This window comes from Streptomyces sp. NPDC030995, from assembly GCF_055571215.1.
The window spans coordinates 128,986-148,029 of sequence record NZ_JBVIFS010000006.1; the positions used below are offsets into that span (position 1 = coordinate 128,986).

Annotated in this window: 20 protein-coding genes; 9 read left to right on the forward strand and 11 right to left on the reverse strand. The window is 72.1% G+C overall.

The window, feature by feature from the left end:
• The first annotated feature begins 6 nt into the window (after positions 1–6).
• From ACZ45T_RS12555 to ACZ45T_RS12585, 7 genes are all read left to right on the forward strand, one after another.
• The gene (locus tag ACZ45T_RS12555) at positions 7–399 is read left to right on the forward strand and encodes a hydrogenase maturation nickel metallochaperone HypA/HybF (RefSeq protein WP_468440303.1); all 393 of its coding nucleotides are present in this window, start codon (positions 7–9) and stop codon (positions 397–399) included.
• A 3-nt stretch (positions 400–402) separates the two neighbouring features.
• Positions 403–1,254, forward strand: a complete 852-nt coding sequence (gene hypB, locus ACZ45T_RS12560) for a hydrogenase nickel incorporation protein HypB (RefSeq protein WP_468440305.1) — start codon at positions 403–405, stop codon at positions 1,252–1,254.
• The gene (gene hypF, locus ACZ45T_RS12565) at positions 1,254–3,695 is read left to right on the forward strand and encodes a carbamoyltransferase HypF (protein WP_468440307.1); all 2,442 of its coding nucleotides are present in this window, start codon (positions 1,254–1,256) and stop codon (positions 3,693–3,695) included. Before hypB ends, hypF begins: the two co-directional genes overlap by 1 nt.
• Complete coding sequence (locus ACZ45T_RS12570) at positions 3,664–3,951, forward strand: HypC/HybG/HupF family hydrogenase formation chaperone (protein ID WP_468440309.1); 288 nt, start codon at positions 3,664–3,666, stop codon at positions 3,949–3,951. The genes hypF and ACZ45T_RS12570 overlap by 32 nt, the downstream gene beginning before the upstream one ends.
• On the forward strand, positions 3,948–5,090 hold the full coding sequence (gene hypD / locus ACZ45T_RS12575) for a hydrogenase formation protein HypD (RefSeq protein ID WP_468440311.1): 1,143 nt from the start codon (positions 3,948–3,950) through the stop codon (positions 5,088–5,090). Before ACZ45T_RS12570 ends, hypD begins: the two co-directional genes overlap by 4 nt.
• Positions 5,083–6,147, forward strand: a complete 1,065-nt coding sequence (gene hypE / locus ACZ45T_RS12580; protein ID WP_468440313.1) for a hydrogenase expression/formation protein HypE — start codon at positions 5,083–5,085, stop codon at positions 6,145–6,147. The genes hypD and hypE overlap by 8 nt, the downstream gene beginning before the upstream one ends.
• A gap of 401 nt (positions 6,148–6,548) precedes the next feature.
• Positions 6,549–8,822 (forward strand): SpoIIE family protein phosphatase, encoded by a 2,274-nt coding sequence (locus ACZ45T_RS12585; protein WP_468440315.1) that lies wholly within the window; start codon positions 6,549–6,551, stop codon positions 8,820–8,822.
• Between the two features lie 55 nt (positions 8,823–8,877).
• Here ACZ45T_RS12585 and ACZ45T_RS12590 read toward each other — a convergent pair whose 3' ends face one another.
• Entirely contained in the window at positions 8,878–11,793 is a 2,916-nt protein-coding gene (locus ACZ45T_RS12590) for a HAMP domain-containing protein (protein WP_468440317.1), read from the reverse strand.
• A 131-nt stretch (positions 11,794–11,924) separates the two neighbouring features.
• Here ACZ45T_RS12590 and ACZ45T_RS12595 point away from each other — a divergent pair, with 131 nt between their 5' ends.
• Complete coding sequence (locus ACZ45T_RS12595; RefSeq protein ID WP_468440319.1) at positions 11,925–12,797, forward strand: SigB/SigF/SigG family RNA polymerase sigma factor; 873 nt, start codon at positions 11,925–11,927, stop codon at positions 12,795–12,797.
• A gap of 40 nt (positions 12,798–12,837) precedes the next feature.
• On the opposite strand, the gene ACZ45T_RS12600 is transcribed toward ACZ45T_RS12595, so the two are convergent.
• The 7 genes from ACZ45T_RS12600 to ACZ45T_RS12630 form a co-directional block, all read right to left on the reverse strand.
• Positions 12,838–13,392, reverse strand: coding sequence for an ATP-binding protein (locus ACZ45T_RS12600; RefSeq protein WP_468440321.1), 555 nt, complete (start codon positions 13,390–13,392; stop codon positions 12,838–12,840).
• 12 nt (positions 13,393–13,404) lie between these two features.
• Positions 13,405–13,776 carry an STAS domain-containing protein gene (locus ACZ45T_RS12605; protein ID WP_468440323.1) on the reverse strand — a complete coding sequence of 124 codons (372 nt, stop codon included), beginning with the start codon at positions 13,774–13,776 and terminating at the stop codon, positions 13,405–13,407.
• A 35-nt stretch (positions 13,777–13,811) separates the two neighbouring features.
• A complete protein-coding gene (locus tag ACZ45T_RS12610) occupies positions 13,812–14,342 on the reverse strand; it encodes a DUF6328 family protein (RefSeq protein WP_468440325.1) in 531 nt (176 codons plus the stop codon).
• A 94-nt stretch (positions 14,343–14,436) separates the two neighbouring features.
• Positions 14,437–15,234: a metallophosphoesterase family protein gene (locus tag ACZ45T_RS12615; RefSeq protein WP_468440327.1), complete on the reverse strand. Its 798-nt coding sequence runs from the start codon at positions 15,232–15,234 to the stop codon at positions 14,437–14,439.
• On the reverse strand, positions 15,231–15,485 hold the full coding sequence (locus tag ACZ45T_RS12620) for a BON domain-containing protein (RefSeq protein ID WP_468440329.1): 255 nt from the start codon (positions 15,483–15,485) through the stop codon (positions 15,231–15,233). The genes ACZ45T_RS12615 and ACZ45T_RS12620 overlap by 4 nt, the downstream gene beginning before the upstream one ends.
• Positions 15,482–16,144, reverse strand: coding sequence for a nucleotidyltransferase family protein (locus ACZ45T_RS12625; protein ID WP_468440331.1), 663 nt, complete (start codon positions 16,142–16,144; stop codon positions 15,482–15,484). Before ACZ45T_RS12625 ends, ACZ45T_RS12620 begins: the two co-directional genes overlap by 4 nt.
• Before the next feature lie 44 nt (positions 16,145–16,188).
• Entirely contained in the window at positions 16,189–16,344 is a 156-nt protein-coding gene (locus ACZ45T_RS12630; RefSeq protein WP_468440660.1) for a DUF6131 family protein, read from the reverse strand.
• A 224-nt stretch (positions 16,345–16,568) separates the two neighbouring features.
• Here ACZ45T_RS12630 and ACZ45T_RS12635 point away from each other — a divergent pair, with 224 nt between their 5' ends.
• Positions 16,569–16,724, forward strand: a complete 156-nt coding sequence (locus tag ACZ45T_RS12635) for a CsbD family protein (RefSeq protein WP_468440662.1) — start codon at positions 16,569–16,571, stop codon at positions 16,722–16,724.
• A 104-nt stretch (positions 16,725–16,828) separates the two neighbouring features.
• Here ACZ45T_RS12635 and ACZ45T_RS12640 read toward each other — a convergent pair whose 3' ends face one another.
• From ACZ45T_RS12640 to ACZ45T_RS12650, 3 genes are all read right to left on the reverse strand, one after another.
• Positions 16,829–17,389 carry a type 1 glutamine amidotransferase domain-containing protein gene (locus ACZ45T_RS12640; RefSeq protein ID WP_468440333.1) on the reverse strand — a complete coding sequence of 187 codons (561 nt, stop codon included), beginning with the start codon at positions 17,387–17,389 and terminating at the stop codon, positions 16,829–16,831.
• Positions 17,390–17,452: 63 nt separating this feature from the next.
• On the reverse strand, positions 17,453–17,779 hold the full coding sequence (locus ACZ45T_RS12645) for a plasmid stabilization protein (RefSeq protein ID WP_468440335.1): 327 nt from the start codon (positions 17,777–17,779) through the stop codon (positions 17,453–17,455).
• Positions 17,751–19,034, reverse strand: coding sequence for a cytochrome P450 (locus ACZ45T_RS12650; RefSeq protein WP_468440337.1), 1,284 nt, complete (start codon positions 19,032–19,034; stop codon positions 17,751–17,753). Before ACZ45T_RS12650 ends, ACZ45T_RS12645 begins: the two co-directional genes overlap by 29 nt.
• Positions 19,035–19,044: the final 10 nt, after the last annotated feature.

The window sequence follows — 19,044 nt, forward strand, 5'->3', positions numbered from 1 at the left end:
AGTCCGATGCACGAGATGTCGATCGCCATGGCCGTCGTGGGCCAGGTTGAAGAGGCGGCGCCGGAGGGCGCGGGCGCCGTGAGCCGAGTGGAGCTCCAGGTCGGAGAATTGGCCGGAGTGGTCCCGGACTCCCTCGCCTTCTGCTTCGAACTGGCCTGCGCCGGAACGGTCCTGGAGGGGGCCGAGCTCGTCACCCGGTCCGAGCGGGCCCGTGCGCACTGCGCCGCCTGCACGGGCGAATGGGACGTGGGCATGCCCCCCGAACTGTGCTGCCCCGCCTGCGGCAAGGCCACGGAGGTGCAGCTGCTCTCCGGACGCGAGCTGCGCATCCTCACCGTGACCTGGGAGGACGCCCCGGCCGCAGTCCCCTGCCGCGCACCGATCTCCGAGGAGGCCTGAACCATGTGCCGAGTGGTTGACCTGCAACAAGCCGTACTCGCCAAGAACGACGGGGTCGCGCAGGCGCTGCGCGCCGAACTCACCGCCCGCGGGACGACGGTCGTCAACCTGCTGTCCAGCCCGGGCAGCGGCAAGACGGCCCTGCTGGAGCGGGAACTGCTGCTCGCCCGGGAGCGCGGGGTGGCCGTGGCCGCCCTGACGGCCGATCTGGCCACCGAGAACGACGCGGTGCGGCTGGCCCGTTCGGGGGCGCCGGTCAAGCAGGTGCTCACCGACGGGCTCTGCCACCTGGAGGCCGCGACGCTGGGGCGGCACCTGGACGGGTGGCTGCCCGAGGAGACCCGGCTGCTCTTCGTGGAGAACGTCGGCAATCTGGTCTGCCCGGCCTCGTACGACCTCGGGGAGTCCCTGCGCGTGGTCCTCGCCTCGGTGACCGAGGGCGAGGACAAGCCGCTGAAGTACCCGACCGCCTTCGGGCTGGCCCAGCTGGTCGTGGTCACGAAGACCGACATCGCGCAGGCCGTCGAATTCGACGAGGCGGCCTTCCGCGCGAACGTCCAGCAGGTCAATCCGGGCGTGGAGGTGGTGCTCACCTCGGCCCGTGCGGGCCAGGGCCTGGGCATCCTGCTGGAGCGGGCACAAGCCGTCGGGGCGGGGACGGCGGCGCACGCCCCGGTGATGGCCCGCGCGTGCGCTCCCCTGCCGGGCTCCGGCCGCGGGCACAGCCACACGCACGGGCCGGGACACACGCACGGGCCGGGCCATGCGCACGACCACGACCACGGGCCCGGCCATGCGCACACGCACACGCACGACCAAGGTCAGCCCGATCCCGCCGTGGCACAGACCCGCTGATGGAGTCCGTGCAGCGGCGCCGGGTCACGGTCCGGGGCGTGGTCCAGGGCGTCGGCTTCCGGCCGTACGTGTACGCGCGTGCCACCGGACTCGGCCTGGCCGGTCACGTCACCAACACCCCGGAGGGCGTGGTGACCGAGGTCGAGGGCGCGCCGGCCGCCGTTTCGGCGTTCTGCGAACGGCTCGCGGCGGACGCGCCCCCGCTGGCCGTGGTGGACGCCGTGGACCACTGCGAGGTCCCGGTGGTCGGGGGCGGCGGATTCTCGATCGTCGCCTCCCGCGGCGGCGGACCCGCCCGGACCCTGGTCTCCCCGGACACGGCCACCTGCGCCGCCTGCCTCGCCGAGCTCGCGGATCCGGCCGACCGGCGCCACCGGCACCCCTTCATCACGTGCACGCACTGCGGGCCGCGCTTCACCATCGTCACCGGACTGCCCTACGACCGCGCCCACACGACCATGGCCGGCTTCCCGATGTGCCCCGACTGCGCCCGCGAGTACGCCGATCCGGCCGACCGCCGCTTCCACGCCCAGCCGGTGGCCTGCCCGGCCTGCGGGCCCCGGCTGCGGCTGCTGACCGCCGCGGGCGAGAAGGCCCCGTACGAGCTCACCGGTAGGGATCCGGTCGTCGAGGCCCGCCGGATGCTGGCCCGGGGCGCGATCCTGGCGGTCAAGGGGCTCGGCGGTTACCACCTGGCCTGCGACGCCGCCCATGCCGGGGCCGTCGCGGAGCTGCGCCGGCGCAAGTCCCGCGGCGACAAGCCCTTCGCCGTGATGGCGCGCGATCTGGCCGAGGCGCGGCGCCTGACGCACATCGGCCCCGAGGAAGGGGCCCTGCTCACCGGGAACGTCCGGCCCATCGTGCTGCTCCGCCGGCGCGCCGGCGTCCCGGGCCCGGCCGAGGAGGTCGCCCCGCGCAGCCCGGACCTCGGTGTCATGCTCCCGTACACCCCGGTCCACCACCTGCTGTTCGGGCTTCCCGGCGATCCTCCGGGGCCCCGGCTGCTCGTCATGACCAGTGGGAACCTCGCGGGCGAGCCCATCGTCACCGACGAGGCCGAGGCGCTGGAGCGGCTCGTCGGCCTCGCCGACGGCTGGCTCACGCACGACCGCCCCATCCACGTGCCGTGCGACGACTCGGTGGTGCGGGTCTGCGACGGCGAGGCGCTGCTGATCCGGCGCTCGCGCGGTTACGCCCCGCTGCCGGTCGCGCTGCCGCTGCCGGTGCGCGCGACACTGGCCACCGGGGGCGATCTCAAGAACGCCCTCTGCCTCGGCGAGGGCCGCCGGGCCTGGCTGTCGGCGCACATCGGAGACATGGACGACCTCGCCACGCAGGACGCGTTCCAGCGCGCCGGGCGGCAGTTGGAGTCCATCACCGGAGTGTCCCCCGCCCGGCTGGCCACCGACCGGCATCCCGGATACCGCTCCGGCCGATGGGCGTCGCGCAACGCCGAGGGCCGGCCGCTGGTGCGCGTACAGCACCACCACGCGCACATCGCGTCGGCGATGGCCGAGCACGGCCTGGACCCCGGTCGGCGGGTGATCGGTGTCGCCTTCGACGGCACCGGCTACGGCGACGACGGCGCGGTGTGGGGCGGCGAGGTGCTCCTCGCCGACTACGCCGGATACACCCGCTTCGCCCATCTCGCGTACGTGCCGCTGCCGGGCGGGGACGCCGCCGTGCACCGGCCGTACCGCATGGCCCTGTCGCATCTGTGGGCGGCGGGCATCGCCTGGGATCCGGACCTGCCGTGTGCGAGCAGCTGTCCAGAGGACGAACTGCGTGTCCTGTCACGGCAGTTGGAGCTGGGGCTGAACTGCGCGCCGACCTCCAGCATGGGCCGGCTCTTCGACGCCGTCTCCTCGCTGGCGGGCATCTGCCACCGCTCCGGCTACGAGGCCCAGGCGGCGATGGAACTGGAGAACGCCGCGCTGCGGGCGGCGGCACACGCAGACCCCGACCCCGACCCCGGCCCCGGCCCCGGCCCCTACGCCTTCGACCTGAAGCCCCCGGCACCCCGCGCCGGCGCCGGCTCCGGCCCCGGCGGCGGCCCGGTCACCGCGGATCCGGCGCCCCTGCTGGCGGCGGCGGTGGCCGACCTGCGGGCGGGGGTGGACCCGTCGCTCATCGCGGCCCGCTTCCACGCCTGCGCCACCGCCCTCGTCGGCAGGCTGTGCGCCCTCGCACGCGAGCGGCACGGGCTCGACACGGTGGTGCTGACCGGCGGGGTCTTCGCCAACACCCTGCTGTCCTCGGCCTGTGCCCGCACGCTGCGCGAGCGCGGTTTCACCGTACTGCGGCACCGCCACGTCCCGCCGAACGACGGCGGGCTGGCACTCGGTCAGCTCATGGTGGCGGCTGCCCGTGACGCCACCGACCCCCCACCCCCACAGCGAGGAGAGACCCATGTGCCTGGCGGTACCCGGCAGAGTGCTTGACATCGGGGAGAGGGACGGCACCCGCATGGCCACGGTCGACTTCGGCGGAGTGCAGAAGGAGGTGTGCCTGGAGTACCTGCCGGACCTCCAGGTCGGCGAGTACGCCATCGTCCACGTGGGGTTCGCGCTTCAGCGGCTGGACGAGGCATCGGCCCGGCAGACCCTTGAACTCTTCGCGGAACTCGGCATGTTGCAGGAGGAGTTCGGCGACCCGTGGGAACCGGCCGCGGAGGCCGGCGAGGGAGTGCAGCAGTGAAGTACATCGACGAATTCCAGGACCCGGACCTCGCGCGCCGGCTGCTGGACGAGATCCATGCCACCGTGACCCGGCCCTGGGCCCTGATGGAGGTGTGCGGCGGTCAGACCCACACCATCATCCGACACGGGATCGACCAACTCCTTCCGGATCAGGTGGAGTTGATCCACGGCCCGGGCTGCCCGGTCTGCGTCACCCCACTGGAGGTGATCGACAAGGCGCTGGAGATCGCCTCCCGGCCGGGCGTGATCTTCTGTTCCTTCGGGGACATGCTCCGGGTACCGGGGACGGGCCGTGACCTGTTCCAGGTGCGCAGCGAGGGCGGTGACGTACGGGTCGTCTACTCTCCGCTGGACGCCCTGACGATCGCCCGGCAGAACCCGGACCGGGAAGTGGTGTTCTTCGGCATCGGCTTCGAGACCACGGCCCCGCCCAACGCGATGACGGTCCATCAGGCGAAGCGGCTGGGCATCCCCAACTTCAGCCTGCTCGTGTCGCACGTCCGGGTTCCCCCGGCCATCGAGGCCATCATGGAGTCGCCCAGCTGCCGCGTTCAGGGCTTCCTCGCCGCCGGGCACGTGTGCAGCGTCATGGGGGTGGCGGAGTACCCGGAGCTCGCGGCGCGCTACCGGGTGCCGATCGTGGTGACCGGCTTCGAGCCGCTGGACATCCTCGAAGGCGTACGGCGGACCGTGCGCCAGCTCGAGCGGGGCGAGCACACGGTGGAGAACGCGTACACGCGCGCCGTCCGCCCGGAGGGCAACCCGGCCGCCCTGGCCATGCTGGAGGACGTCTTCGAGGTCACCGACCGGGCCTGGCGCGGCATCGGGGTCATCCCGGGCAGCGGCTGGCGACTGTCCGACCGCTACCGGGAGTTCGACGCCGAGCACCGCTTCTCGGTCAGCGGCATCACCACGCGGGAGCCCGCCGAGTGCCGCAGCGGCGAGGTGCTCCAGGGGCTCATCAAGCCGCACGAGTGCGAGGCCTTCGGCACCCTGTGCACTCCGCGCACCCCGCTCGGCGCCACGATGGTCTCCAGCGAGGGCGCCTGCGCGGCCTACTACCTCTACCGCCGGCTCGACCTCCAGGCCGCGCCGGCCTCCCCGACGACGCCGCTGGAGGCGAGCCCCGTTGGCTGAGACCGCACCGCTGGACATCACCGGCTGGACCTGCCCGGCCCCGCTGCGCGACCACCCGCGGGTGGTGATGGGCCACGGCGGAGGGGGCGCGCTCTCCGCCGAGCTCGTCGAGCACCTCTTCCTCCCGGCGTTCGGCGGCGCCGCTCTGGCCCAGCTCGGGGACTCGGCCGCGCTCTCTCTGGGCGGGGTCCGGCTGGCCTTCTCCACGGACTCGTACGTCGTGCGTCCGCTGTTCTTCCCCGGTGGCTGCATCGGCGACCTGGCGGTCAACGGCACGGTCAACGACCTCGCCATGTCCGGGGCCGAACCGGCCTACCTCTCCTGCGGGTTCATCCTGGAGGAGGGGGTCGAGCTGTCCGTCGTGTCGCGGGTGGCCCGGGCGATGGGCGACGCCGCCCGGACCGCGGGCGTGGAGGTGGTCACCGGGGACACCAAGGTCGTCGAGAGCGGCCACGGGGACGGGATCTACGTCAACACCGCGGGCATCGGGGTCATCCCCGCGGGCGTCGACCTGCGTCCGCAGCGGGTCGTCCCCGGCGACGTGGTCATCGTCAGCGGTGACATCGGGCTGCACGGCGTGGCCATCATGAGCGTCCGGGAGGGCCTGGAGTTCGGGGTGGACATCGAGAGCGACTGCGCGCCGCTGGGCGGCCTCGTACGGAGCATGCTCGCGGTCACCCCGGACCTCCACGTCCTGCGCGATCCCACCCGCGGCGGTCTGGCCGCCTCCCTCAACGAGATCGCAGCGGCTTCCGGCACCGGCGTCCTCGTCCACGAGGCCCGGATCCCGGTACCCCCGGCCGTCGCGAACGCCTGCTCAATCCTCGGCCTGGACCCGCTCTACGTGGCCAACGAGGGCAAGCTCGTCGCCTTCGTACCGCGCGAGCACGCCGAGGCGGTGCTCGACGCGATGCGGGCGCATCCGCTGGGCCGCGGGGCGACCGTGATCGGCGAGGCGGTGGAGGCGCACCCGGGCATGGTCGTGGCGCGCACCCGGCTGGGCGGCACGCGCGTGGTCGACCTGCCGATCGGGGAGCAGCTCCCGCGGATCTGCTGAGGACGGCTAGTGCTGTGACCGGAAAGGTTCACCGGGTCGCGACCCCCGGCACGGCACCTCGCCGCGTTGTCGGACCGCGCCGGTACGTCCAGTACGAGCCACGGCCCTCCGCCTTGCGATGCACCGCACCGGACGCCGCGACCCGGCAAACCTTTCCGGCCACAGCACTAGGAGGTGGCCGGGGCGTTCAGATCCGGGCGGCGAAGGCCACCAGGAGCGCCGCCGTCCCGGCCACCAGCCAGGCCGCGTAATCGCCGACGTGCCCGTGAGCCTCGGCCCCGCGTCACCGGTCCGGCGTATACGGGCCCGCGGGATGGCCGGGGTCGCATCCGCAGGGTGCCGTTTGACACTGGGGGGTGAGGGAAGTCGCGTCGAGGGGGCCGAGTGCCGGAGGTGGCGTCATGACGGAGCCCGGCCCAGCCGGTGCGCCTTCCGCCGGCGCGCTGGCCGCAGCCGTCACCGATCTGACCGCGGAGATCGCCGCCCTCCATGCCGATCGGGCCCGTCGACGGCTCCTCGACCTCGCCACCGGGGCGCTGTCCGCACAGCTGTCCATCCCGCCCGACGAGGCGGCGGACCACCTGGTGCAGCTCGCCGTGTCCACCGGGCTCGGCGCGGTGGACACCGCCGCCGACATCGTCAACGCGGCCGCCGGGAACCATGCCGTCGAGGTCCCCGGCGGGCAGGCCATCGCGGCGTCCGAGGCACGCCGCGCCCGTCGCGGCGCGGTGGCGGCCCTCGCTTCGGACAGTCCCGGTGAAGCACTGGACACGCTGCTGGAAGGCGGCCTGCGCCCCCTCGGCGTACGGACGGTCTTCCTGTGGCGGCGCACCGAAACGGGCTGCCTGGAGCTCGTCGGGCACGCCGGTGCGAGCCGGCCCGAGGCCGCGCACTGGCAGTGGATGCCGCCGGAATGCGGGGGTCCGCTGCACCGGGCGATGTACGGAGGCACCCCCGTCTGGCTGCCCGAGGGAGCGGGCACGGGCGAGGACGGGCCCGCCGGGTCCCTGCGGCTGCCGGGAGCCGTACCGAACGCCGCCCGGGTGCTGTTCCCCCTCCGGCGGCCGGGCGGGACGCCCGGACTGCTCCTGGCCGCTTGGGGAGAGCCCACCCCTTTGCACGAAGGGCTGCGCAGGGAGTTCACCGACTTGGCGCAGCCCGCGGTGCACGTCCTGGACTGGGCGCGGGACGAGGAGGACGGGCCGCGCGGCCCGGAGTCCCTGCTGGACCTGCTGGAGCAGCCGGCGGCGATCCTCCGGGCGGCCGGAGCGGACCCGGTGGTCGTCGAGTACCTCAATCCGGCGGCCCACAGGGCCGTCGGTGAGGTCCACGGGCCCGTGGGGCGGCCGGCCGCGCAGGTCTTCCCGTACGCCCACGAGGGCCTGGTACGGCTGATCGCGGCGGCGGCCGGTGGCGGCGGGCCGCAGTTCGCGCCCTGCCTGCCGGAGGACGGCACGGCGCCGGAGCCGGCCTCCATGGCGCACGTACGGGTACTGGCCCTCGCCCGGGAGCGGGCCGCTGTGGTGTGGGACACCGTCGACACGAGCCCGGTGCTGGTCCGCGTACTGGGGCGGCTGGAGCGGCTGGCCTGGTTCGAGGACGATCTGCTCACCGGCCGGTCCCGGTGGAGTTCGAAGGCGTACGGGGTCTTCGGCCTGGAACCCTCGCAGGATCCGGTTCCGCTGCGCATGCTCGGGCCGCGGCTGCACGCGGAGGACGTTGACGTCCTGCGGCGGATGCTGTCCACGCTGGTCGAGGGCCGCGAAGGAACCCAGGCGCTGCTCCGGGTGGTGCGGCCGGACGGCGGGGTGCGCCGTATCCAGGTCGCGGCCGAGCCCGTCCTCACGCGCGGCGTGCCGACGGGGCTGGCCGGCGTCTACCAGGACGTCACGGCGCAGCACCACACCGAGGTGGCCCTCAGCGCGAGCTTCGACCGGCTCACCGCCGTGCAGGCGGAGGCGGAGCTGCGCAACCAGGTGGTGCTCCGGCTCCAGGAGGCGATCCAGCCGGAGGCGCCGGTGCTGGAGACGCTGCCGGGCCTGGAGATCGCGGCCCGCTACCGGCCTGCCCTCGCCGAGTACCGGGTGGGCGGGGACTGGTACGACGTGCATCCGCTGCCGAGCGGACGGGTGCTGGTCTCGGTCGGTGACATCGCCGGCCACGGGATCGACGCGGCGACCTCGATGACGGCGCTGCGCAACGCGCTGCGCGGACTGGCCTTCACGGACCGGCCTCCCGGAGAGCTGATGGGGTGGCTCAACGAGGTCGCGCTGCGCGCGCCCAGTCAGCCGACGGCCACCGCCCTGTGCGCGCTGTACGACCCCGGGGAGCGGACGCTGCGCTGGACCGCGGCCGGGCACCTTCCGCCCCTGCTGGTACGGGACGGGCGGGGCCGGTTCCTGAAGCCTCCGCACACCATCCTGCTGGGGGCGCTGCCCGGAGCCGCGTACCCGGAGGAGGTCACCCGGCTGCGTCCGGGCGACCTGCTGCTCATGTACACGGACGGATTGGTCGAGCGGCGGCACGAGGGACTGGACGAGAGTCTGGCGGTGCTGCGGCGCGCGGCCGAGCGGCTCGGGGCGGGCCGGACGGACGAGCTGGCCGACCGGCTGATGGCGGAGGTCAGCGGGGACACGGACGACGACACGAGTCTGGTGGTGCTGCGGGTGTGCTGACCCGCCCCCCGCCCCCCGCCCCACCCCCAACCCCGCCCCGGCCCCGGCTCCTGGCTCACCGGCCGCGGCCGGACAGGCAGGCGCGGATGCTGGCGATCAGGTCGTCCGAGGCCACCGGCTTGGTGATGTAGTCGGTCGCTCCGGCGGCCAGCGCTTCGGCCCGGTCGTCGGGCATGGCCTTGGCGGTGACGACGATGACGGGGAGGTCGCCGAGGCCGGGCAGCCGGCGGATGGCGCGGGTGGTCTCGTAACCGTCCATGCCGGCCATCATCAGATCCATCACCACGAGGTCCACCCGCTCTCCGCCCGTGAGCCGCGCGACCCCCGCCTGTCCGTTGTCCGCGGCGAGGACCCGGATGCCCGCTCCCTGGAGCATCGCGGTCAGGGCGAAGACGTTGCGGGCGTCGTCGTCGATCACCAGGACGGTCCTGCCCGCGGGTTCGGTGTCCGGCGCCCGTCCCGCACCGCCTCCCGGCGCTCCCAGCGGCTGCTCGGCGGTCCCGCGCCCGGATCCGGCTCCTCCCCGGCCGTCGTGTACGGGCAGGTAGAGGGTGAAGCGGCTGCCCCGGCCCTCCGTGCTCTGCGCGACCAGGACCCCGCCGAGCAGGCGGGCGACCTCACGGCTGATGGAGAGCCCGAGGCCGGTTCCGCCGTAGGCGCGGGCGGTCGCCGGATCGCCCTGCTGGAAGGCGCCGAAGACGGACTCCAGCCGGTGGGTGGGGATGCCGATGCCGGTGTCGGTGACGTGGAAGGCGAGCACGTCCGCGCCGTTCAGGAGCGTCGGGGGCAGCTCTTCGGGGGTGGCCCTGCCCACGCGCAGGGCCACCTGGCCGGCTTCGGTGAACTTCAGCGCGTTGGAGAGCAGATTGCGCAGCACCTGGCGCAGCCGGGCCTCGTCGACGATCAGGTCGTCGGGGACGTCCGGGGCGGCGGCGACGGTGAGCTCCAGCTTCCGTTCGTCGGCGACGGGCCGGAAGGTGGTGTCCACGTAGTCGAGCAGGCGGCGCAGCGAGACCGGTTCGGGGTGGACGTCCATCTTCCCGGCCTCGACCTTGGAGAGGTCGAGGATGTCGTTGATCAGTTGCAGCAGGTCGGATCCGGCAGAGTGGATGACGGTCGCGTAGTCGACCTGCTTCTCGGTCAGGTTGCCCTCGGGGTTGTGCGCCAGGAGCTGGGCGAGGATGAGCAGGCTGTTGAGCGGGGTGCGCAGCTCGTGGCTCATGTTGGCCAGGAATTCCGACTTGTACATGGAGGTGCGCGACAACTGCTGGGCGCGTTCCTCCAGTTCCTGGCGGGCCTGCTCGATCTCCAGGTTCTTGCGCTCGATGTCGCGGTTGCGGTCGGCCAGAAGGGCCGCCTGCTCCTTCAACTCGGCGTTGGAGCGCTTGAGTTCCTGCTGTCCGACCTGAAGTTCGTGGGAGCGGGAGCGCAGTTCGGCCGTCAGCTGCTGGGAGCGCTCCAGGAGCTCGTCGGTACGGGCGTTGGCGATCAGCGAGCGGACGTTGACGCCGAGCATCTCGGTGAGCTGGTCGAGGAAGTCGCGGTGCAGGGGGCTCAGCGGGCGCAGGGCCGCCAGTTCCACCGCGCCCAGCACCTGGTCCTCGGCGACGATCGGCAGCACGGTGAGTGTGGTCGCGTCGGTGGCTCCGGTGCCGGAGGCGATGGTCGCGTACCCGGGCGGCAGGTCGTCCACGGTGATGGCCCGGCGGCCGGCGGCGGCCTGGCCGACCAGGGACTGGCCGACGCGGAAGCGGCGCGGGCCGGCGCCCGGCTCGTCGGGCAGCCCGTACGTGGCGATGGCCACCAGTTCGGTGCCTTCGGGCCCCTCCTGGGCCAGGAAGAAACTGCCGTACTGGGCGTTCACCAGCGCAGGCACCTCGCGCATGATCAGCTGGGCGACGGCGGGGAGTTCGCGGATGCCCTGGATCTGCCCGGAGACCCGCGCCAGGCTGGAACCCAGCCACTTCTGTTCCTCGTTGGCCCGGGTGGTGGCGCGCAGCGACTCGACCATGGCGTTGATGTTGTCCCTGAGCTCGCCGACCTCGCCCGGGGCGTCCACCGTGATCGAGCGGGTCAGGTCGCCCTCGGCGACGGCGCCGGTCACCTCGGCGATGGCACGTACCTGGCGGGTGAGATTGCCCGCGAGCTCGTTGACGTTCTCCGTCAGGCGTTTCCAGGTGCCCGATACGTCGGCCACCTCGGCCTGGCCGCCGAGCCGGCCCTCGCTGCCGACCTCGCGGGCCACCCGGGTGACCTCGGCGGCGAAGGAGGACAGCTGGTCGACCATGGTGTTGATGGTGGTCTTGAGCTCCAGGATCTCCCCGCGGGCGTCCACGTCGATCTTGCGGGTGAGGTCGCCGCGCGCCACGGACGTGGTCACCTGGGCGATGTTGCGGACCTGGTTGGTCAGGTTGGTGGCCATCGAGTTGACGTTGTCGGTGAGGTCCTTCCAGGTGCCGGAGACCCCGTGGACGGTGGCCTGACCGCCGAGGTTCCCCTCCGTGCCCACCTCGCGGGCCACCCGGCTGACCTCCTCGGCGAAGGCCGAGAGCCGGTCGACCATGGTGTTGATGGTCTCCTTCAGCTCCAGGATCTCGCCGCTCGCGTCCACCCGGATCTTCTGCGTGAGGTCGCCCCGGGCAACGGCGGTCGCCACCTGGGAGATGTTGCGCACCTGGGAGGTCAGGTTGTCGGCCATGCTGTTCACACCGGTGGTCAGCTCGCGCCAGACGCCGCCCGTGCGCGGGACCCTGGCGTGCCCGCCGAGCAGCCCCTGGCCTCCGACCTCCTGGGCGACGCGCGTGACCTCGGACGTGACCAGGGACAGCCGCTCGACCATCCGGTTGTAGACGGCGGCGATCTCTCCTGGGAGGCCTTCCGCATCGTCCGGGAGCCTGGCGGTGAGGTCCCCGTCGTGGACGGCGGTGAGGCTCGCGAGCAGCTTTTCCAGAATCCGGTCGGAATCGTTCATGTGTGACCTCGCTGCGTCCACTGTGACACGCGAAAGGGTCAAGCCGCCCTCCGGCGGGTATATCCCCGTCGAAAGCCACGACGGTCCCGACGCGCCAGGCAGGTGCCGGACCCATCCGTCGGAGGATTCCCATGTCACCCCTTTCCCGCGACACCGCGGAGCCCGTCCGGATAGCGAATCTCGCAGACACCCTCGGCATCCCCGAAGACCCGGTCGCAGTGAGCACTTCCTACGCCCGGACCCTGTCGGTCTCGCTGTTCCGGCGGCTGAACGCGCTCACCGAGGGCACTGCCGAGTACTCGTACGTGCGCAACACGCTCGTCGAGCTCAACCTCAGCCTGGTGAAGTACGCGGCCCGCCGGTTCCACAACCGCAGCGAGCCGCTGGAGGACATCGTCCAGGTGGGCACGATCGGCCTGATCAAGGCCATCAACCGGTACGACGTCGAGCGCGGCGTCGAGTTCGCGACGTTCGCCCTGCCCACCATCACCGGTGAGATCAAGCGGTTCTTCCGGGACACCTCGTGGGCCGTGAAGGTGCCGAGGCGACTGCAGGAACTGCGGCTCGACATCGCAAAGACGAACGACGCCCTGGAGCAGCGGCTGGGCAGACGGCCCACCGAACACGAGCTCGCGGAGCGCCTGGGCATCGACGAGGACGCACTGGCCGAGGGCCGCCGGGCCGCCAACGGGTACACCGCGGGTTCTGTTGACAGGCCGGCCGGTGAGGAGCCGGACGGCACCCCGGCGCCGCACACGCTGGGGGTCGAAGAGGCCGCGTACGACCGGATCGAATACCTGGAGTCGCTCAAGCCGCTGCTCGCCGACCTGGGCGAACGCGACCGTCAGATCCTCTCGATGCGTTTCGGGGAGGAGCTGACCCAGGCGGAGATCGGCGACCGACTCGGCGTGTCCCAGATGCAGGTGTCCCGGCTGCTGGGCCGGATCATGGCGCAGCTGCGGACCGGGCTGCTGACGGACGGCGACGACGCGCCACCCGAGTGACGGCGACCTGAGTCCTGAGTGGCGCTGCCCGCCCCGGCGGTCACGACGGGCGGGCCTGCCTCAAGGTGCCCCTGTCCGTGTCCCTGCCCCTGTGCCGGGACCACCAGGAGCGCGCTGCTCCGTCCGCCTCGGCGGCCCGCCGCCGGGGTGCGGCGACCTCCAGCCAGACGCGCTTGCCGCCGTCCAGCGGATCCGAGCCCCAGCGCCGTGCCAGCCGGTCCACGATGAGCAGTCCGTGGCCTCCCGGCCCGGCCGGCTGTGAGGGGTGCTGGAGCACCGGCGGTGCCGGGTTCCGGTCGGTCACCTCGATGCGCAGGCCGTCACCGGTACGCCGGAGCAGCAGCGAACTCGGACCGCCGCCGTGCAGACGGGCGTTGGCCACCAGCTCGGACACCAGGAGCAGAACGTCCTCGGCCCCGACCTCGGCCTCGACATCGGTCTCGGTGCCGGATTCGGCCTCGGCGCCCCGCGCGGGCAGCCAGTCCCAGTCGGTCAGCACCCGCCTGGTGAAGTCCCGGCACCGGGTGACGACGTTCTCGTCCTCGGCGCCCAGCACGAAGACCCGACTCCGCTCCGGTGAACGGCGCTCGTTCATCCTGCGCCTCCGCTAGTGGTGCTGCGGATGTCCCGCCAGTGCGTCCGCGACGTCGGCGTAGACCGGAAAGATTTCGTCCGCGCCGGTGATGCGGAACATCCGCTCGACTGGTCTGCGCAGGCCCACGAGCTCGATCCTGGCCCCGGCCCGCTCGGCCGTGAGACGGCCGCGCAGCAGGACGTTCAACCCCGTCGAATCGCAGAAGCCCACGTCCGAGAAGTCCACCAGCAAGCGGGCGCCGTCGTCGAAGGTGACAGCTTCGAGGGCCTCCCTGAGCGGCTCCGCCGTGTCGTGGTCGAGCTCTCCGGCCAGCTTGAGAACGGTTGCCCCCAGCACATGTCGAACTTCGAGGGTGAACCGGTCACCCTCCGGTGCGGAAACCATGGGGATCCCCTTCCACCTCTGGCTCTGCACGGCGCCTACCCGGGCGGGCTCTGGTCATGCCCCGGCTCCTGCCCCGGCGACCGGCCGGTGTCGGCCCGGGTCGTGTAGCGGGCCCGGGCCCACAACGGCAGGACGAACCAGCACAGCAGGTACCAGGCCAGGACCCCACCGACCAGCCAGGGCGCCAAGGCGTTGTCCGTGACCACGCGGAGAATGAGGAAGAGGGCGGCCGTGAGGGTGGCCAGCAGCAGGACGATGCCGACGAACGTGAGCCGCGAGGCCCAGACGACCGCCTGGGGCTTGATGCGGCGCCCCGAGACGATCCGGTGGAAGCTGACCGGCCCGATGAGCGCGCCCGTGGCCAGGGAACCCAGGACCACCGTGCCGATGTAGATGTTCTTGTCGGTCTGTGAGAGTGCCTGGAACTCGGTGGTGAAGGCGACGGTGAGGAGGAAGCCGAAGAGGATCTGCACGCCTGTCTGAGCGACACGGATCTCCTGCACGACTTCCTGCCACTGCCGGTCCGCGCGTTCCTCCGCGCTCTCGTTCCTGCCTTCGTCCTGCATGACCCCTCCCTGATGACTGTGCGTGACCGGGCGTCCACTCAGACGATACGCACAAGGACAGTACAAGCCGGCCACGCGATGGTGGTTGTGTCGGTCAGAGTTCCGTCCACGTCGCGGAGCGCGGCGCGGCCCATGACATGCCTTCCGCGGTCGTGCGTGTTCCCGTGCCGCTCCCGGAGAGGTGGTAGACGGCGAAGGCCCGGTCGATCACGGGCATCGCGACGTTGCGCACACGGATCCCGCCCGCCGTCATGCCGTGCTCGGTGCCGGAGTGCGCGTGGCCGTGGACCGCGAGATCCGCCCCGGCCTCGTCCATGGCCTCGGCGAGGAGGTAGCTGCCGAGGAAGGGGTAGATCTCCAGAGGCTCACCCGCCAGGGTGTCCGGCACGGGTGAGAAGTGCGTGAGCGCGATGCGCAGGTCGCTGCCTTCGTCCCGCAGCCGGTTCAGGGCGCGGCCGAGACCGTCGGCGCAGGCCCGGGTGTACCGGATGAACGCCTTCATCTCCGGTTCGCCGAACTCACTGCCGCAGCGCCCCGCGAAGCCGCCGCAGAAGCCCTTGGTCCCCGCCACGCCCACGCGCGTGCCGTCGATCCCGAGCAGCACTCCGTCGCCCTCCAGCACGTGCACCCCGGCCGCGGTCAGTTCCTCGGCGACCTCGACCGCCTGGTCGCTCTGGTAGTCGTGGTTGCCGAGCACCGCGACCACGGGAACCGCCAGCCCCGCCACCTCACCCGCCACCACCCGCGCTTCCTCCCGCGTGCCGTGGCGCGTCAGGTCACCGGCCAGGAGCAGCAGGTCCGCGCAGTCCCCGAGGGTGTCGAAGGCCGGCCGGAGCAGTCCTGCCTGGCCCGGACCGAGATGGATGTCCCCGATGGCTGCCACGCGGATCACAGCAGTTCCTCCGTATGATCGGGCGGGTCGAATCGGCTGACGGTGAGGTCCTCACGCCAGTCGATGCCCGCGAGTTCCTCTTCGGCGATGCGCAGGACGGCCTCCCGGCACGCCTCGCTCGTCACGCTCCCCCAGATGACGGCGTGGCCGCCGCGGAGCTCGGCGCGCACCCCGAGTTCGGCGACCTCCCCGCGGGCCAGCCGCTGGCGCAGATGCTCCAGGCGGTACTCGGCGATCTCACTGAAGGTCATGGGGTGTCCACCGCCTCCGTGCGGTCGGGGTGCGGCGCGTCGATGACGTGCAGCTTTCGCAGGAGGTACAGGAACGCGTCGGCCAGCGGGGCTTCGCCGTGGTCCCGGTCCAGTCGCTCCCAGTCGATCTGCTCCCGCAACATCCGGGCCATGGGCAGCAGGTCACCGAAGTCGCAGTAGTGCTCGCACAGTGCAGCGAGACGGCTTTCCATCAGGTCGGTGGGAGAGAGGACGGGCATCCACACGGAGTCGACCGCCTTCACGCCGGCCCGCTCCAGCAGCTCCGTACTCACGGGCCGCCGGGCCAGTTCGAAGATCAAATCAATCTCCTCCCCACCGGCCCTGCCCTTGACCAGCCAGTCCTCGGGGGCCTGGCGCATCTCTATCCCGCCGTCCTCCAGCGCCTTGACCGCCACCTCGGCGTCCTGGGGCCGTACGCAGAAGTCGGTGTCGTGCTGGAAGTTCGCCGGCAGCCCGTGCGCGAAGGCGGCCACGCTGCCGGCGAGGGCGAAGGGCTGCCCGGAGCCCTTCAGCAGCGACGCCACCCGCTTGGTGGTCTCCAGGATCGCCTGTGTGTGGTCCTCGGGCAGTACGCCGTCGTGCGGCTCGGGCGGGCTCAGGCCGTCCGGCGCGGGCGTGGGACGGGAATGAAGCCTCACGGGGCACCTCACTCTGTTGCCGAAGGACCGGGCCGCCGTGGGCCTCACCAGTAGTGGCGCCGGCCACCGACCGCGTGCCCGACCGAACCCAGGAGCCAGAGGACCGCGCCCACGACGACCAGGACGATTCCGATCGTCCACAGGATGCCGATGCCGGTGAGCCAGCCAATGAGCAGCAAGACGATTCCGAGGACAAGCATGACGTCCCTCGCTCTCTCGGCAGACATGAGCGGAATGATCTGTTCCGCCGTGGCGCTGCATAGCTTCTACCCTCCTTCGTCTCCCTTATCGGGGGGAGCCATGATCCTCTTCGCCCACCCGCCGGGCTGCCGGACAACCCGTTTGCGGGCTCGGGAAGGGGTTAGACGCAGCGGAGGAACCGATTCCAACCGATGGGAGTGACATCGTGTCGGGCGAAGAGAAGATGCAGGCCAAGAAGGAACAGGCGAAGGGCAAGGCCAAGGAGGCCGTGGGCCGCGCCGTCGGCAACGAGCGTCTGACCACGAAGGGACGCACGGAGCAGGCCAAGGGAGACGCCCGCGAGGCCAAGGAGAAGATCAAGGACGTCCTGAAGGACTAGCGGGCGCGCCGTACGAAGGCCGCCCCCGGGCCGGTGCCCGGGGGCGGCCTTCGTACGGGGACAAGGGACGGATCCGCCGTCGCCGAGAGAGGGATCCGCCCGCGTCAGGAGCGCGCGGCCGAGGAGTGCCGGGCGTCGGCGAACTCCCTCACGAACGCGGCGCAGAACGCATCCAGATCAGCCGGTTTGCGGCTGGTGACGAGCGTCGCCGGAGCCGCGTGGCAGACCTGCACCTTCTCGTTCACCCAGGTGCCACCCGCGTTGCGGATGTCGGTCGCCAGACTCGGCCACGAGGTCAGCGTGCGGCCCCGTACGACATCCGCCTCCACCAGGGTCCAAGGCGCGTGGCAGATCGCCGCGACCGGCTTGCCGACCTCGAAGAAGTTCCGCACGAAACCCACCGCCCGCTCGTTCATGCGCAGGGCGTCGGGGTTGGCGACCCCGCCGGGCAGTACGAGCGCGTCGAAGGCGTCCGAGGTGTCACCGGCGAGCACGTGATCGACGGGATACGTCCCCGCCTTGTCGAAGTGTTTGAAGGCCTGAACCCGTCCGGGCGCCGTCGAGACCAGCTGCGGGACCCAGCCGTTCTCCTCGACCGCCTTCCAGGGTGCGGTGAGTTCGATCTCCTCCACGCCTTCGGGCGCGGTCAGAAACGCGATGCGCACGACGCTCACTTCCTTCCGTCGGGTCGGTCGTCAGGCTCGGGCTCCTTGCCCTCGTCCGGCGATTCAGTCTCGGCCGAGGGCCCGCTTGAGTTCGGCCTTGTCCATCTCGGAGCGGCCCTTGATGTTGCGCTTCTTGGCCTCGTTGTAGAGCTGCTCCTTCGTCGGGCCTTGAGCGCCGCTGTGGGAGCGCTGGCCGCCGCGCTTGGAGGACGACATGTCCTGGAGGGAGGAGCGGCTCGCCGTCTTCGATTCGCCCGCGCGGGCGCGTTCCTTGTTGACGGTGCGGGCAGCGATCTCCTTGGCCCGCTCGGGGCTCTCGCCGCGCTCCTCGGCGCTCTCCTTGATGTGTTCGTACTGGCGTTCACGCTTGGGACTGGAACCGCGAGGCATGGTGACTCCTTGGCCGGTGTGCGATCTCGATGACGAACCCGCTGCGGGGCCGGGTGGGGATCCGGCTCAGCGGGATGGACAGGTCCTGTTGCGGTACGGCGAGCTCCATACGGGCCAGGGCCGACGAGAAGGCGGTGAGCAGGGCGAGGGTGATGTCCTCGCCCGGGCACCGATGGCCGGTCAGCGCATCGCCGGCGCCCTGGGGGATCAGTTCGCCGCGGCCCGGTTCGCGGCCCAGGAAGCGATCGGGGTCGAAGTGGTACGGACGCTCCCACAGCGTGGGGTCGTGGTGGTGCCCGTACACGTCGAGGAGGAGCAGGGTCCCGGCCGGGATCTCGTCACCGGCGTACGTGAGGTCGTCGATGGCCAGGCCCCCGATGAAGGGCACGAAGGGATAGAAGCGGCGGACCTCGTGGGCGAACGCGCGGGCGTGGGCGGGGCCGTCGGCGCGCAGCTGGTCACGCCGGCCGGGATGACGGTGGAGCGCGTGTGCGGCGAAGGTGACGAACCAGGTGACGGCGACGGTCGGACGGATGATGTTCAGGAGCTCGACGGCCGCCGTGTGCGGATCGAGCAGGGTGCCGTCCGGCTCGCGGTGCAGAGCGACCGTCTCCAGCGCCGTCCCCGACACCGAGCGTGGTCCGCGTCCGCCTCCGTGTCCGCGGACGCGGGTGACGGCGGCCATGAGGGCCTGTTCCTGGCGGTGCCGGGCGCGGCGGGCCCGCACGTGCCGGGGGCCGGCGGTGGCGAAACCGTCCACCATGGCCACGCAGTCCTCGGCGATCTCACGGGCCGCGTCGTCCGGAACCGGCAGACCCGCCCAGTCACAGACCGCCCCTGCGAGCAGGGTGGACACTTCGTCGAAGAGCACCACGCTGCGGCCCTCCCAGCCGGTCACGGCATCGTGCCAGCCGCTCTCCACTCGCGCGCTCAGGCCGCCGATCCCCTCCGGTGACATGAGCAGCGACACCAGCATCTGCTTGCGCCCTCGGTGACGTGCCCCGTCCAGGGTGTGCACCGCTCCCCTGCCGAAGAGGGTGTCGAGCACCGGCGCCGGCAGGGCGCCGTGCCGCCGGACGTGGCTCTCGTCGTAGAACAAGGCGACGGCCTCCGGGCCGTGCAGCAGCACCGTGGGCCGCCCCATCAGGCGGGTGCGCACGACCGGAGCCCCGTCATGGGCCCGGCGCAGATCCGGGGCCCACGCGTAGCCATGGGCCAGCAGCGACAGGGTGCTGTCAATGACGTGACCGGACATGCTGTGCGCC